This window comes from Flavobacterium daemonense, assembly GCF_007341385.1.
Taxonomy (GTDB): Bacteria; Bacteroidota; Bacteroidia; order Flavobacteriales; family Flavobacteriaceae; genus Flavobacterium; species Flavobacterium daemonense.
In genome coordinates this window covers 262,743-277,563 of the sequence record NZ_VJYD01000003.1, presented here as the reverse complement: position 1 = coordinate 277,563, position 14,821 = coordinate 262,743, and the positions used below count along the sequence as shown (strand labels likewise).

At 31.7% G+C, this 14,821-nt stretch carries 16 protein-coding genes and 1 tRNA gene; 9 read left to right on the top strand and 8 right to left on the bottom strand.

Annotated elements, in window-relative coordinates:
- Together FND99_RS05665 and pdxA are read right to left on the bottom strand one after the other, a co-directional pair.
- Complete coding sequence (locus FND99_RS05665) at nucleotides 1-552, bottom strand: YceD family protein (RefSeq protein ID WP_144337005.1); 552 nt, start codon at nucleotides 550-552, stop codon at nucleotides 1-3.
- Between the two features lie 105 nt (nucleotides 553-657).
- On the bottom strand, nucleotides 658-1,707 hold the full coding sequence (pdxA, locus tag FND99_RS05660) for a 4-hydroxythreonine-4-phosphate dehydrogenase PdxA (RefSeq protein ID WP_144337004.1): 1,050 nt from the start codon (nucleotides 1,705-1,707) through the stop codon (nucleotides 658-660).
- Nucleotides 1,708-1,764: 57 nt separating this feature from the next.
- Between pdxA and FND99_RS05655 the strand changes: the two genes are divergently transcribed.
- The gene (locus tag FND99_RS05655) at nucleotides 1,765-2,355 is read left to right on the top strand and encodes a riboflavin synthase (protein WP_144337003.1); all 591 of its coding nucleotides are present in this window, start codon (nucleotides 1,765-1,767) and stop codon (nucleotides 2,353-2,355) included.
- 32 nt (nucleotides 2,356-2,387) lie between these two features.
- On the opposite strand, the gene FND99_RS05650 is transcribed toward FND99_RS05655, so the two are convergent.
- The gene (locus FND99_RS05650) at nucleotides 2,388-2,639 is read right to left on the bottom strand and encodes a hypothetical protein (protein ID WP_144337002.1); all 252 of its coding nucleotides are present in this window, start codon (nucleotides 2,637-2,639) and stop codon (nucleotides 2,388-2,390) included.
- 359 nt (nucleotides 2,640-2,998) lie between these two features.
- Between FND99_RS05650 and FND99_RS05645 the strand changes: the two genes are divergently transcribed.
- The 7 genes from FND99_RS05645 to FND99_RS05615 all read left to right on the top strand — a co-directional run bounded on the left by FND99_RS05645 (nucleotide 2,999) and on the right by FND99_RS05615 (nucleotide 7,311).
- Nucleotides 2,999-4,231 carry a site-specific integrase gene (locus FND99_RS05645; RefSeq protein WP_144337001.1) on the top strand — a complete coding sequence of 411 codons (1,233 nt, stop codon included), beginning with the start codon at nucleotides 2,999-3,001 and terminating at the stop codon, nucleotides 4,229-4,231.
- Nucleotides 4,231-4,899, top strand: coding sequence for a hypothetical protein (locus FND99_RS05640; RefSeq protein WP_144337000.1), 669 nt, complete (start codon nucleotides 4,231-4,233; stop codon nucleotides 4,897-4,899). Before FND99_RS05645 ends, FND99_RS05640 begins: the two co-directional genes overlap by 1 nt.
- Nucleotides 4,900-4,958: 59 nt before the next feature.
- Nucleotides 4,959-5,369, top strand: coding sequence for a hypothetical protein (locus FND99_RS05635; protein WP_211356620.1), 411 nt, complete (start codon nucleotides 4,959-4,961; stop codon nucleotides 5,367-5,369).
- 171 nt (nucleotides 5,370-5,540) lie between these two features.
- Nucleotides 5,541-5,837: a helix-turn-helix domain-containing protein gene (locus FND99_RS05630; protein ID WP_162615539.1), complete on the top strand. Its 297-nt coding sequence runs from the start codon at nucleotides 5,541-5,543 to the stop codon at nucleotides 5,835-5,837.
- Nucleotides 5,827-6,039 carry a hypothetical protein gene (locus tag FND99_RS05625; RefSeq protein WP_144336998.1) on the top strand — a complete coding sequence of 71 codons (213 nt, stop codon included), beginning with the start codon at nucleotides 5,827-5,829 and terminating at the stop codon, nucleotides 6,037-6,039. Before FND99_RS05630 ends, FND99_RS05625 begins: the two co-directional genes overlap by 11 nt.
- 101 nt (nucleotides 6,040-6,140) lie before the next feature.
- A complete protein-coding gene (locus FND99_RS05620; RefSeq protein WP_144336997.1) occupies nucleotides 6,141-6,995 on the top strand; it encodes a rolling circle replication-associated protein in 855 nt (284 codons plus the stop codon).
- A gap of 16 nt (nucleotides 6,996-7,011) precedes the next feature.
- Nucleotides 7,012-7,311 carry a hypothetical protein gene (locus tag FND99_RS05615; RefSeq protein ID WP_144336996.1) on the top strand — a complete coding sequence of 100 codons (300 nt, stop codon included), beginning with the start codon at nucleotides 7,012-7,014 and terminating at the stop codon, nucleotides 7,309-7,311.
- 72 nt (nucleotides 7,312-7,383) lie between these two features.
- Here the strand turns inward: FND99_RS05615 and FND99_RS05610 are convergent, their stop codons facing one another.
- The 5 genes from FND99_RS05610 to FND99_RS05590 form a co-directional block, all read right to left on the bottom strand.
- A complete protein-coding gene (locus FND99_RS05610) occupies nucleotides 7,384-8,310 on the bottom strand; it encodes a hypothetical protein (RefSeq protein ID WP_144336995.1) in 927 nt (308 codons plus the stop codon).
- 504 nt (nucleotides 8,311-8,814) lie between these two features.
- A tRNA-Ile gene (locus FND99_RS05605) sits at nucleotides 8,815-8,888 on the bottom strand.
- Between the two features lie 146 nt (nucleotides 8,889-9,034).
- Nucleotides 9,035-9,439, bottom strand: coding sequence for a methylmalonyl-CoA epimerase (mce, locus tag FND99_RS05600; RefSeq protein WP_144336994.1), 405 nt, complete (start codon nucleotides 9,437-9,439; stop codon nucleotides 9,035-9,037).
- A 10-nt stretch (nucleotides 9,440-9,449) separates the two neighbouring features.
- Complete coding sequence (locus FND99_RS05595) at nucleotides 9,450-11,807, bottom strand: hypothetical protein (RefSeq protein ID WP_144336993.1); 2,358 nt, start codon at nucleotides 11,805-11,807, stop codon at nucleotides 9,450-9,452.
- Entirely contained in the window at nucleotides 11,767-12,672 is a 906-nt protein-coding gene (locus FND99_RS05590; RefSeq protein WP_246074178.1) for a hypothetical protein, read from the bottom strand. The genes FND99_RS05595 and FND99_RS05590 overlap by 41 nt, the downstream gene beginning before the upstream one ends.
- Nucleotides 12,673-13,121: 449 nt before the next feature.
- Here FND99_RS05590 and FND99_RS05585 point away from each other — a divergent pair, with 449 nt between their 5' ends.
- Nucleotides 13,122-14,810 carry an Ig-like domain-containing protein gene (locus FND99_RS05585; RefSeq protein ID WP_144337107.1) on the top strand — a complete coding sequence of 563 codons (1,689 nt, stop codon included), beginning with the start codon at nucleotides 13,122-13,124 and terminating at the stop codon, nucleotides 14,808-14,810.
- Nucleotides 14,811-14,821: the final 11 nt, after the last annotated feature.

Here is a 14,821-nt window from a genome sequence, read left to right as displayed (position 1 = left end):
TTATTTATCCGTTAATAGTTTCTTTAATTTTTCCCAACGCGGGTCAATATCTTCTTCTTGTTTACTCTCTTCCTTTTTGTCTTTGACTGTTTTTACTTTTAATTCATCTAATTTTTTCAAAGCTTCGCTTTCTAAGCTTCCGTCTTTTACTCCTGGATGAACTCGTTTTAGCGGCACCGAAAGAGCAATCATTTCATAAATGTATTGTGCAACATTTACTTCAAACTCTCCATGTGGCAAAATCAGCAGCTCTTCGTTGTCGTCATTAAACTCCTCACCGAAACGAACAATCAGTTTCATTTTCCCTTTTATAGGAAGATCAAACTCTTCGCCAGTTAGATCACAAGGTACATTTACGGTCCCTTTGTGTTTAAAATCCAACTCAAGCATTGTGCTTTTTTTATCTAAAACCAAATTTACTTTGATATCCGAACTTTGAAATTCGTTATACTCAAAGTCCTCAAAGAACTTATTATTTACCTGATACTCAAAATGGTGTTTTCCTAGTTTTAATCCTACGAAAGGAATTAAAAATTCTTTTGTTTTGCTCATTTCAACATCAATTTGAACAATCCGCATCTGTAAACAGATATCTGAATTGGGGTGCAAAGATATAAAATTATTATAAAACTAATAATCTTATTGACCTTTTTTTGTTTATAACTGTTTTTCTTTTATTTTTAGAGGTTTTTGGCTAATCTCCTCATACTGATTACGCGAGCGAAAAATATCGATCGCAAGATAAACTGCCTCCTTAAACGAATTGAAATCTGCCATATCTTTTCCCGCAATGTCATATGCAGTGCCATGATCTGGCGAAGTTCTTACTTTATTTAAACCGGCTGTATAATTTACCCCTTTGCCAAAAGACAATGTTTTAAAAGGAATTAATCCCTGATCATGATACGTTGCTACAATAGCATCATATTTCTCATATTGACCGCTTCCAAAAAAACCATCAGCTGGAAATGGCCCAAAAACCATTGTGCCGGCATCAAAAATTTTCTTCAAAGTTGGTTTTAAAATCAAATCATCTTCTTTTCCAATAACACCGCCATCACCTGCATGTGGATTTAACCCCAATACAGCAATTTTTGGCTTTACAATACTAAAATCCTGAATTAGTGATTTTCTGATTGTTTCAATTTTTCTTGTAATTAATTCTTCCGTCAAATGTGAAGACACTTCATTTATCGGAACATGATCTGTCAAAAGTCCTACTCTCAAATTATCCTGCACCATCATCATCAAGGCATCACCTTCTAATTCTTTATCCAAATAATCAGTGTGCCCCGGAAATTTAAAATCCTCTGACTGAATATTATATTTATTAATTGGAGCCGTAACCAAAACATCAATCAAACCTTCTTTCAATGCTTTAGTGGCCGCTACAAAAGATTTAATAGCATACTCTCCAATTTTCTCATCATTTTTTCCAAAGTTAATATCAACTCCTTCTTTCCAAAGATTGAAAACATTAACTTTTCCAGGCAAAACCTGTTCTAATTTATCTACACCATGAAACTGAACCGAAGATGTAAAGCTTTTTTTTACAAAAGACAATATTTTAGCATTTGCAAAAATAACCGGCGTACACATCTCCAGCATACGAGAATCCTCGAATGTTTTCAGTATAACTTCGCTTCCAATACCGTTTAAATCTCCTACTGAAATTCCAACAATTATATTTTCTGCTTTTTTGTTCATGAGCTCAGCTTATTTATTACTAATTTTGATGTGCAAATTTAGTAAAATAAAACAACAATGTTCACAGGAATTATAGAAACCCTAGGAAGGGTTCATAAAATAGAGAAAGATCAAAACAATCTTCACATCACAATTGATTCGTCTATTACTAATGAATTAAAAATTGACCAAAGCGTGTCGCACAACGGAATTTGCTTGACCGTTGTTGCCATCAAAGATTCATTTTATACCGTAACTGCAATTGACGAAACGATTTTAAAAACCAATATCGGAGAATGGAAAGAAGGCGATATCGTCAATTTAGAACGCGGCATGAAACTTGGCGACCGTCTTGACGGTCATATTGTACAAGGTCATGTAGACCAAACCGGAACCTGTGTAAAAATTGAAGAAGCAAACGGAAGCTGGAATTACACTTTTGAATACGACAAAAACCTTAGCAACATTACTATAGAAAAAGGTTCTATTACCGTAAACGGAGTTAGCCTTACGGTTGTGAATTCAAAAACTGATCAATTCAGCGTTTCAATTATACCGTATACATTTGACAACACCAATTTTAAAAATTTCAAAGTAGGAACAAAAATAAACCTTGAATTTGATGTTGTCGGAAAATACATCTCTCGATTATACGCTATCAACAAATAAGAAAACATTCTTAAAACAAAAAAAGATTCAATTTATATTGAATCTTTTTTTATGAAATCATATTTGCGAATTGCGTATAGACCAAATAATAAGGCACAAGTCCCTAAAAGAAATAAATTTTGATCAATAGCTCCTGGCGGCGGCGGCGGCGGCGCACTAGCTGTTTGCGCAGTACCTCGAGCTGCTTGCGCAGGCGGTTCAGGAAGATCAGGATTTGCTAAAAGAACTGAAGTACTCATTAGGGTAAAACAAAACGCAAAAAAAATAGTTTTTTTAATCTTCATAAGTTTAAACTTGCCACTGACAAGCGATATTAAATTAGACTTGGGGTCTTTATGAAATTTCGTACAAACCCTTGAATTTAAAGAGTTTCACCCGACAAATGTAGAAGAATTTTGGAAAAATGCAACTGTTAAAACAAAAAAAAAAGCTTCATAAAAAATTATGAAGCTTTTTTCTTATTGTGGTCCCACCTGCACCACTGATAACTTTATCGTTTTTTATCCTATTTTACCGTATTTACTGGTCTTAAAGCTTATAATTACTGATATTTCGATAAAATAAAATTTGAGCAAAAAAGACTAAAATAAAAAAATTCGTCCCCTCATTCGTCCCCTATCAATTTTTGTATATATTTGTTTATATGGCAAAAGCAAAATTTATACTCAAAGAACCTAGCTCCAAAAATAACACTTTGGTCTATTTAATTTATAACTATCAGTACTCAAGATTTAAATACTCTACTGGTGAAAGCATAAATCCTAAATTTTGGAATCCAACAAGCCAGCGAGCCAAAGAAACAAAGCAGTTTAAAGAATATCCTGAATTCAATACTAGGCTTGATAAAATTGAAAGCGCAATTAAAAACGTTTTTCGTAGACTATTGAATGATGGCATTCAGCCAACAAATATTTTACTAAAAAAGGAAATTGAAAACGAATTAAGCGACCACCGTTTAAAACCTAAAAAGAAAAGCTTCCTAACTTTTGTCGAAAATTATATCGAAGAAAGCAAATTGAACAAAAGAGAGGGCACAATAAAAGTTTACAATACTACTTTCAAATATCTAAAAGAGTATTCATCTAAGTACAAAACTATTGATTTCGAAAATGTCACTTTAGAATTTTATAATCATTATACGGCATTTCTTGCGCAAGAACACAAATTGTCTGCTAATACTGTTGGTAAGCATATAAAGACTATAAAATCTTTTATGAATGAAGCTACGGAGAGAGGAATAAACGAAAATCTAGAATTTAGAAAAAAGAAATTTAAAACTATTCGTGAAGAAGCTGACACGGTATATTTAAGCATCAAAGAACTTCAACAATTTGAAAAACTAAATCTATCAGCAACACCAAAATTAGATAAAGTAAGGGATTTGTTTTTGATTGGCTGTTATACTGGTTTAAGGTTTTCTGACTTTACGCAGATACAACCCGAAAATATAAATAGTGATAACACAATGCTTTTCATTAGAACTTTAAAAACTAGTGAACGTGTCGCAATTCCGTTACACAAAACAGTTAGAAAGATTTTAAAAAAGTATAAAAATAAACTTCCTGTAGCTTACACGAATCAAGTAATGAACAGCTATTTAAAAGATGTTGCAAGCTTAGCAAAAATAAAAGAACTAGTAGAAACTACTATCACTCGTGGCGGAAAAGTAGAAAAATCTGTATTGCCAAAATTCAAACTTATCTCAACACATACCGCTAGAAGAAGTTTTGCAACTAATTTATATATTGCAGACATTCCAGCGATTTCAATAATGAAAATTACAGGACATAAAACAGAGCGTTCTTTTATGCAATACATAAGAATCACCCAGGAACAAAATGCAGACAAATTACTAACTCATCCATTTTTTAACTAATGACTATAATTACATATTTAGAACTTCAACAAAAGTTCGATTCAGCAACAGAAAAAAGTTTAAATAAAAAAAAGTCAATTGAATTTGAGATTAAAGCAATTGAGGATTATGTAGATAACATCCCTTATATTTCATTTAGAGGGAAGTCGCAGGCTTCTGGAATAAATAAATCTCCTAAAATTTTCAGTTTTGAGAACGTTTATTTTGATAGAATAATTTTTAACGAAGCTTTTTATGAATACTTAAATAATGGCAAAGTAATCTCTATTATTCAGAAACAAAATGACAATAATGAATCAATTAAAATCAAACAAAAATCTGTAGAACAATCAATTGAACTTTTCAAATACTATGAATGGCTCAATGAGCTTTTAACAGCCACAAACAAAATTGTAAAAAATAACGACCTCACACTTAATCAAAAATTAATCACTCTCCATTATTTAGGATTGGATACTAGAGGAAATGACAATGACAAATGTGCAGAAATCCTCGGTGAATTTTTAGGGTATGGTGCTGAAAACATTAGAAAATCTTTTTCACATCTATACGCCGGAAAAAATAAAGTAAGAACTAAAACCAATTTCGAAAAAGTGATACAATTATTTGAAAACAAAGGATTAGAACAAATTTCCAATAGAATCAAAAAAGATCTAAAAGAATTATAGAACAAGGTTATGACAGGACAACAATCTTAACTATAACAATAACCAAAACATACCAAGCCATGAAAAAGATTATAGTAGTTTTAATTTGTACACTAGCCACAACGAATTTACTTGCGCAAGTTCAAGCAAAAAAAGGTACGCTCAATGATGATAAAACAGAAAAACAAGATTATACAAATACTGTTTACAAACTTTTTCCAACACAGAATATATGGACATTCATCAAATTGAACACAAAAAATGGACAAATGTGGCAAGTTCAATTTGACACAAAGGCTCAAAATCGCTTTGAAACAAACTTAAATTCAATTTCTCTAGTGACAATCGAAAATGAAATAAGTGGCAGATTTACCCTTTATCCAACCCAAAACACTTGGACTTTCATTTTGCTTGACCAAATTAACGGGAAAACATGGCAAGTTCAATGGTCTATTGAAGCGAAAGATAGACTTATTATCCCAATAGAATAAAAAGGCAAAACTCCCTAATACATAAAAGCTACTATAAAAGATTTAAGCAATTAGCTCAATAAAAAATTGCTTTAAACTAAACGTTGTGGTTACCCCACGACTTACCCCTCGCTACACTTCATAACATCTTTGCGTCATTAAAAACTTAAATACAGTAAAATAATGACAAAAATGATGTTTACCACAATCGAGCTTCCTGAGCTTAAAAAAATTGTAGAAGAAGCAATTTTAAATCAGTTAAAACATTTTGTTCCTGTTGTTGAACAAAAGAACCCACAACTACTTACAAGAAAACAAACTGCTGATTTTCTTTGTATCTCATTACCCACACTTCACGACTGGACTAAAACAGGAATTATTCAAGCACATCGAATAGGAAATCGTGTGCTTTACAAATTTGAAGAAATCAATAATTCTTTAAGTCAAATCAACACTTCAACAATGAAAGGAGGTCGTTATGGAAACTAAGAAAAACGACTACTCTGTTATTGTCTTTTTTGAAAACGAGCCTAAACCTAAAAAATGGAATTACGTTCATAAACTGAATGGCTTTTCGATGTTTCTAAATAAAGAGCATTCAAACTGGGTGTATATGAATATTTACGAACGTAGAACAGGCAAATATTTAAAACGCTTTCATAAAGGCAATTTTATACCGCCATTTATTTAAACCCTACTTTTTTTTTAACCTTTAAAAATAAGAACCTTTAATTAACAACTTTTAATAAATAACCTTTTAATGGTTTTAATTAATGTACAACGATTCAGATTATGATAGTCAAAAATACATACGGAACAAGTGTTGCTTTTTCAGTTCGGGAATTTGGTATAATTCCAAAAGAAGAGTTTACAGGCTCGGCATTACAACGCAAAAAGCAACCGCCAAAAGAAAAAACTGAGAAAGAAGCAACAGCAAGCAAACCAAAAGCCGAAAAGACCAAAGAAATAAAACTTCGTTTTTTATCAAAACGCTCAAAGCAAAAAATTAGAAAGAAGCTCATTTGCTTTGCAAGATGTCACAAAAAACTAAGTTTCGTAACGCTTACATTTTTAAACAAAGTTACAGACGAACAAGCAGTAAACATTTTACGCAAGTTTATTGACAACGTAAAAAAGCGAAGCGTGAATTTTCAATATCTGTGGGTTGCGGAACGACAAACAAAAAATGACATGTTCAATGGAAATATTCACTTTCACATGATTACCAACAAATATTGGAAAATTGAAAAATGGTGGAATTACTGGCTTGGCTTGCAAAAGAAAAATGGAGTAATTCCGAGAGACGAGAATTACAAACCATCTTCTGCTTTTGATGTTCGAGAATTAAATTCAAATAATATCAGGTCAATCGCTTCTTATGTGACAAAATACGTTACAAAGAACAATGATAAATTCAAATGCCAAGTTTGGAATTGTTCAAGACAAGTTTCAGAACTATACACTGATTTTTACACAGATTCTAGTTATGTAGAAGAATTTAAAAAATTAGATGCTGTCTTAAAAGAATTTGAAGTAAAAGACCACAGCAATAGACTTATTATAAATGTAAAAATGATAAATCTAAACAGACAAACATTACCACTATACAAAAGATTGGATGATAAAAACAAAGCGATAACTAACTAAACTAAAAAAAAAAAATATGATTTCAAATAATACAAAACTAAAAGAACTACCAAAAGACATAAAATTCGCAACATATAATTCAGGCAACGAAGACATAATTGTTGGAGAGTATTTATTAGCATTATTAATTTATAACGGACAATCACTTAGCGATATTCTAGAAAAAACTAATGAAATTGAAAATAAAAAAGAAAGAAAAAATGTCAAGCAAATTATTAAAGATATCGTTTTTAATTTCATCAATCTTAATCCCGCATTTGCTGAAATCTTAAAGCAAAACAGAAAACAACAGATTAATGATCAAATTGAACTATAATCCTTCAGTAAATAGCAGACAAAATAAAAGCAGGCTTTGCCTGCTTTTAAATTTAAATCTTAATAAAAGAAATTAACTAACCTGCGAAATATCATCGTCTGCTTTGTAAACGATATTCATTATTTCTAAATCAGTTAACGGTCTTAAGCGATTATTCAAATGGTCAGTTTTATAATCAACCAAAAGCTTTCCGTACTTAATACCCCAATTAGTCAAAGACTCTTTAGAAAGCGGATATTCTGCTTTCACATCTTTCAACAGAATCTCCCCATCTTTCCCACTCGGACTAACATCCTCCATCATTGAAGCATCATGTTTTATAAAATGTCTTACTGCATATCTATAAAAACAAGCAACATTACTTCCAGCACCACTTTCCAAACGAACTATTTCCTTTGGAACAAAAATAATTGGTTTACCATGGAAAATTGGCAATTCACAGTCCTTTCGAATCCATTTTAATTTTTCTTTATCAAAAATATCATCTTGTTTAACCGTAGTCATCAATATACCATTTAACCTACATTGCTCTTGTGTATATTCTATAAGCACCGATTTAACAATTTTTGTAGTGATATCTGAAATCCTATCCGAACTAATGTCCTCAATAAACAATTCAACATCTGAAAAATGGCTTAGAACTCCACTTTGAACGGCTTTGTTCCTTGTAATAGCATCAATTATTTTTGCTTTTAATTTACTTGCAACAGAGTTACCTGAGCTTTTACTAAAAGAATAGCCTAAACGAGTTTCACGAGGCTCTTTCAAACCAGATAAAATAGAATAAATCTTCTTAACATCCTTTGAACGAATTCTTTTTACAAGTTCTCCCCAAAAAGCTTCAATATAGAGTTGCATTTTTTTCATCTCTAAATCCTCAGAAGCCTCAATAAGCCTCGGATCTATAAAAAGCAAATTATCTCTATCTAAAACAATGTCAACAAAATTTAGATTAGGCTGTTGACTGCCTAAGTTGTAATAATCCGATATGTTATTCATCGTACTTTTAATTTATAATTTAAAATTTTCAAAAAAAAACCAATGCCAATAATAACCACTCATGCAGTTATTTATAAGGCGTTACGAAAGTTTTAAATTTTATTTACGACGGATATTTTTAAATTATTACACTTTTTAACATTGTTATTAACAAATAACGTATATATTTGCGCCAGATATCGGGAAAATATCGCACTTAATCGATGACTAACAATCTAGTTTTGGTCTGAAGTAAGATTGTAAGCCTCAAAACAAATAAAAAAACTAAAATTCGACAAATCATTAGTTTTTTTCCCACAAATATTATGCCAAAATGTCAAAAGTGACATTTTGGCTTTTTTTATTCCTTTTTTAATTATTTAGACTGCCTTCATTATGTCATTTTATAAGTAAGATGACATAAAATCTCTTAGTGACAAAAAATTATTCGTCCCCTCATTCGTCCCCTAGAAATAAAAAAGCCTTACAAACGCAATGTTTATAAGGCTTTTTAAGTGTTCTCTGTGGTCCCACCTGGGCTCGAACCAGGGACCACCTGATTATGAGTCAGGTGCTCTAACCAGCTGAGCTATAGGACCGGTTTGAGGATGCAATATTACTACTATTTTTCGTTCACTCCAAATATTTTAAGACATCATTTGTATTTAATTCTGTTTTGAAGTATCGCATTTAAAAAACGAGATTGATTTTCAATGCCTTATTTGAAAATAAAAATTTCATTTTTTTATTGGATTTCCTGACAAAGCTCTACTAAAACTCCATTCGTATTCTTTGGATGCAGGAAAATCACCAGTTTATTGTCTGCTCCTTTCTTCGGAACTTCATTTATCAGCACAAAACCTTCACTTTTTAAGCGTTCAATTTCGGCGTAAATATCTGCAACATCAAAAGCAATATGATGAATTCCTTCCCCCTTTTTTTCTAAAAATTTCGCAATCGGACTTTCTGGATTTGTTGCCACCAAAAGTTCAATTTTGTTGTTTCCTGTCTGAAAAAAAGAAGTCAAAACGCCTTCACTTTCCACCGCTTCCATCTTATAGGACGAAACTCCGAGCATTTTTTCGAACAATACATTAGCATCATCCATATTTTTTACCGCAATTCCGATATGTTCAATTTTATTTACCATTTTTTTAATTTTATTGATTCACGTAGGTCTTAAAATAGCCACATTCGGCAATCACATCCTGATAATATTTTGTATCCGAATAGTCTTTTCGTAAGGCTTTAAAAGAATTCCAAGCTATAAAATTAATTTTATCATCTTGAATTTCCCAATAATTATTAATGTCGTTGTATTTTTTATTGTAGTACTCATTTCGCTCGCATTTTGAAATCAGATACAAACATTTGGCTTTTTGCTCTTTAGTCGAAGCCGCTTCAAATGCTTTTTGGTAATACATTTTTGAAACCGAATTATTCGTAATCATTTCTTTCATTGAATTTCTAAATGAATACGGACTCGAACCATAACCCACAATATCTATTTCATAAAAAGTTCTTCCGTTTCCAAAATGAGAAATGTTATAAAATGCATTCCCCAACAACAAACTATTGGTATAAACATCTTCTTTTTGAGCTAATTTATCTTGCATTTCTTTAATTGTAACCAAGAAATCCATTTGCGTATATTTCTTTTTTTGATACGCCGCATGTTCGCAGTCGTGACAGTCTTTTATGTTTCCGTTAAACGGATTCCCTGCAAACTTATAATATTGAACCGAATCAGTCTTTTTCATGAACTCAATAGCTTCCGGAATCTTATTTTTGAAAGTTGACTGAACCGCCTGAAAATTATTAATGTCTTTTAATTTCAAACTGTAAATTCCTGCTCCAATTTTCTCGATTTCGGTTTTGTTTGATTTCTCCAAAAAAGCTTTCATTTCCAACAAAACTTTTTCGTTATCGTAAAATGAATTTCCGTCGTTCCAATAACTGTAACGTGATTCGCCAAAAATCTCAGACATTACTAAATCCCCTTTTTCACGATAAAGAGTCGACAAATAACTTCTGCTCCATGAAGAGGCATTTTGATAACGAAACTCCTGCCCTTTGTAATTTTTCGGAAGTTCATAATACAGCCAATTCAAATCAGCTAGAATTGTCTTTTCGTTTTTGTCCGTCAGTTTATCAATTTTGCTCAAATTATTTACAAATCGCAATAAACGAAGTTGCATCCCTGCCAATTCGGTTTTAGGAAGTGTTTTTGCAGCTTTGTCAAAATTCTTATCCGCATTGGCATAATCGCCTTTTAGCGTTTGCAAGTAACCAAGTGACAAATCCCAAAGATAAGGCCTGTCAGTATTCCCTGCTGCTGCAATTTTCGCAATTAAATCCAATGCTTTTTGATCAACCTTGGCTTGATTTTCCGTTTTGTTTTCTGCTATTGTTAGTTTCTTTTGAGGCTGATTTTCCCCTCCATCTTTCTGAAAAGAATTATTAATAGATTGCTCCAATTTATTTACCAGCCTCGTTGCGAGATAATTCAAATGTTCGCTCTTTGGATTTAATTCATAAATTTTTTCAATTGCTTGTTTTTCATCTTTATAATATCCGTGAATTGCCCAAAGCGCCGCTTTTTCATCATTGTTTTTTGCCATTAAAAGTGCCTTATTCCAATCGGAATCATTCTTTGGACTAAAACTGTACGCCGTAACCACTCTCAATTCCGGACATTTATCAAAAACTTTCGCGTATAAATAATTCGAAACAGCGTATTTTTTTTGTTTGCAATTAATTCCCGCAACGTAGGAAAGCGCTCTGTAATACAATATGTTTTTAGGAACTGAAGCCTCCGTTTTATTAAAAAAATCAATTGCTTTTTGTTTGTCATTACTATAAAAACGAGCTTTCATGGTAAGAAACCAATAGCGGTTTTTCAAAAACGGATCAGATAAAGTATTGTACACATTTTCGATTGACTGAATCATTTTGGCGTCTTTGAACGTTTTAGCCACAACAGGATCATATCCCCAATAATCATCGGCAATTGAAACGGTTTCTATTTTTTGTGCCAAATACAAAAACTCAACAAAACTCTTTACTTTTTCATCTTTCAAATTAAGTTTTTTGCCCCATTTTTGACACGTTTTATTTTCTTTTTTGTTCTTATAAAAAAGATGAAGGTCGGCAATTTCTTCTTTGTTTTTAATCACCTTTTTATCATCTGAATAATATCTGGGCTTTTCGTCTCCAATTAAAAAATAATTGACAGAAGTCGTATCAGCTTTTCCTTTTAGGTAAGAAGCCCAATCTTCTTTGATGTTTTTATTGAATCGGGAATTATGTTCCGTATCAAAACCAATTCCGTAAAAAATCGAATTAGACAAAAACAACGGCGAGTATGATTTGTCCGCAAAAGTTTCGGGCGTAAAATTCGAATTATACCCAAAAAAATCCCAGTCGTCTCCGCCCGCACACGCATAAATCACTCCGTAAACAGAAAGGAGGCCAATACTAAAAACAAGAAACAGTTTGCTTGAAAATATTCTTTTCATAATTTTTTAAATTGAATTCGTCTAAATCGTAAAATATAATTTCTTTTGGTGGCTGCTTGGAATTTTCACTTAAATCTTCAGCCATTTCTCTTGAATTTTCTGCTGAAACCTTTTCCATTTTCAGCAGATCATTTTCTTCATAATAAACACCGTTTTTATAATTTGAATGTTTTACTCTGAAAAATATTGGACTAATCTGTTCGAAGTTTTTATCCTTTTTTAATTCTTCAAAATTCATTTTCGATCGCAGTCCCAAAACGTTTTGATTTCGGATATGAATCGCCCAAGAATAAATAGGAAATGCATAATTGAGCCGAAGCGGATACTTTTTCAAACTTTCAAGATAGCGTTGCGAAATGTCTCGGCTATAAATCGAATTGAGAGAATCTGGCGCAATACTTCCCATATTATAAAACATCAAAACACCCGAATCAACATTTGGAATTTTAGTTTTCTTAAAATACTTGACTTGATGAAGTCGTATTGTTGCCGAAAGTTTTTTATGCGAAAGCTTTTTAACCTGTTCAATAAATTTAAGATAATTGTCTTTGCTTTTTAGCGACCAGTCGCAGTCAATTTGGATTTCGGTGCAATTGATTTTATTTTTTTGATTGATTTCTGTAATCAAGTGAATTGTTTTTTCAGCCAAATCCTTAACGTCTAGTTTTGTCTCGAGCATTACTTTATTCTGAATAAAAACGACCGGAACAATTTCAAAACCTTGCATGTTTTCCTGAAAATGAACTGGACTTACAGGAAACGGATTTTGTGTTTTTGGATGCAAACCGATATCAAAATATCTAACATAAAGTTTGCCGACATTGTTGTCTTTCAAAACTTCTTTTTCTGTTTCTGAAAATTTCAAATTAGTTTTCCAATAATAAAAGGAAATTATAGGCTTGTCATTTTTACTGCACGCCGTCAGCAAAAGGAAGAATGAAATCCAAAAAAATCTTTTCAACAAAACTAAGTGATATTACATTTTGAACCAAAAGTAAGAAAATATTACTATTAAAAATTCGTTAGCTTCAGTTAATTTAAACACATAGAAACATAGATTTACGAGCCGCAAAAAAGGCGTTTCACTTGTTTTAAACAAACATAGTTGGCTATGTGTTAGAAACTGGTTTCTATTTAAGCTCTTTTCTACAAATAAAATCTATGTTTCTATGTGTTTAAAAAAAACATGAATTACGCTCAACACGTTATTAAACGTAAAGAAAACCAAAAATTGCAATTGCCAATAAATAGCTAAAAAATTTCGCTTAAAGCAAATATAATCGTTATTTTGTGCAATCAAATTCAAAAACGATTATGCTGAAAAACACTTTGAGATATATTTCACTGTTACTAGTATTTTTAATGATGAGCTGTGCTAAAAGAGGCAGTATTACAGGCGGATTAAAAGACACGCTTGCTCCTGTTTTACGATCTAGCTATCCAGAAAATTTCAGCACTAATTTTAAGGCTAAAGAAATTGTTTTGACATTTGATGAATATGTAAAGTTGAAAAACCTAAACAAACAGCTGATCGTTTCGCCGCCAATGAAGCACGAACCGCTTGTTTTGCCATCAAATGCAAGCAAAGTTATTACTATAAAAATTAAAGACACTTTACAGCCAAACACGACCTACAGCATGAATTTTGGCGAAAGTATTGCCGATAATAACGAAGGAAACTCTATTCATCAGTTTAAGTACGTTTTTTCGACCGGGCCTTATATTGACTCGCTTTCTTTAAAAGGAATCATCAAAGACTCTTATGAAAAATATGTCGATAACTTTGTCTCCGTAATGCTTTACGAAATAAATGACAAGTTTAAAGATTCTGCGGTTTATAAAGAATCTCCAAGATATATTACCAATACGCTAGATAGTTTGCGAACTTTTACTTTAGAAAATTTGAAAGCCGGAAAATATCTTTTAGTTGCGATGAAAGACAAATCAAGCAATAATAGATTTAATCCAAAAGACGATAAAATTGGTTTTATAAAACACCCAATTACAGTTCCTAATGACACTATTTTTGAATTGGAATTATTCAAAGAAACGTTGCCTTTAAAAACTTTCAAACCAATTCAGGCATCTGGAAACAGATTATACCTTCCGTATGAAGGAAAAATGAATTATAAAGTTACAAAGCCTAAAATCACTCTTAGAAATCATAAAGATGTTTTAGAAACTATTGTGACAGAATTCCCTAAAAAAGATTCCCTACAAATTTGGTACAAACCAATAAAAACCGATTCTTTGTCTTTAGAAGTTAATTCTGAGAAATACAACAAGAAATTTTCTTTTAAAATTAAAGACCAGAAAAAAGATTCATTGAATTTTACTCCGGCTCAAAACGGAACTATTAATTTTAGAGACCGATTTACACTTGAATCGTCAACACCACTTGTGAAATTTGACAATTCAAAAATGTCAATTGTAAATAAAGATTCTGTTGCGGTAAAATTCACTACTGAATATGATGATTTTGAACAGAAATTTTATTTAGATTTCAAAAAAGAACCAACTGAAAAATACCAAATTACTTTGATGCCAGGCGCTTTGACTGATTTTTATGATAAGTCGAATGATACTTTATCTTATAAATTAACCACAAAGGAATTAGAAGATTACGGAAATTTAGTTTTGAATCTGCAAAATGTAAAACGCTTCCCTATTATTGTTCAAATCATTAATAAAAGAGGAGACAAAGTGCTTGCAAGCGAATATTCAGAAGGTCAGACAAAAATCGAATTCAATTTAGTTGAGCCCGAAGCTTTTTCTGTACGCGTAATCTATGACGACAATAAAAATAAGGTTTATGATACTGGAAGTTTCTTAAACAAAACATACTCCGAAGAAGTTTTTTATTTCCAAAAAGAAGTCGATGTCCGAGCAAATTGGGATGTTGATCAAGCTATTGATTTAAGTATTCCTTTTAGCCCAGAAGTCGAGAAAAAAACAGACGCAAAGAAAAAGAAAGAAGACGAAAAGAAACGGAAAGCTTTCTAGATTTTAAAGCA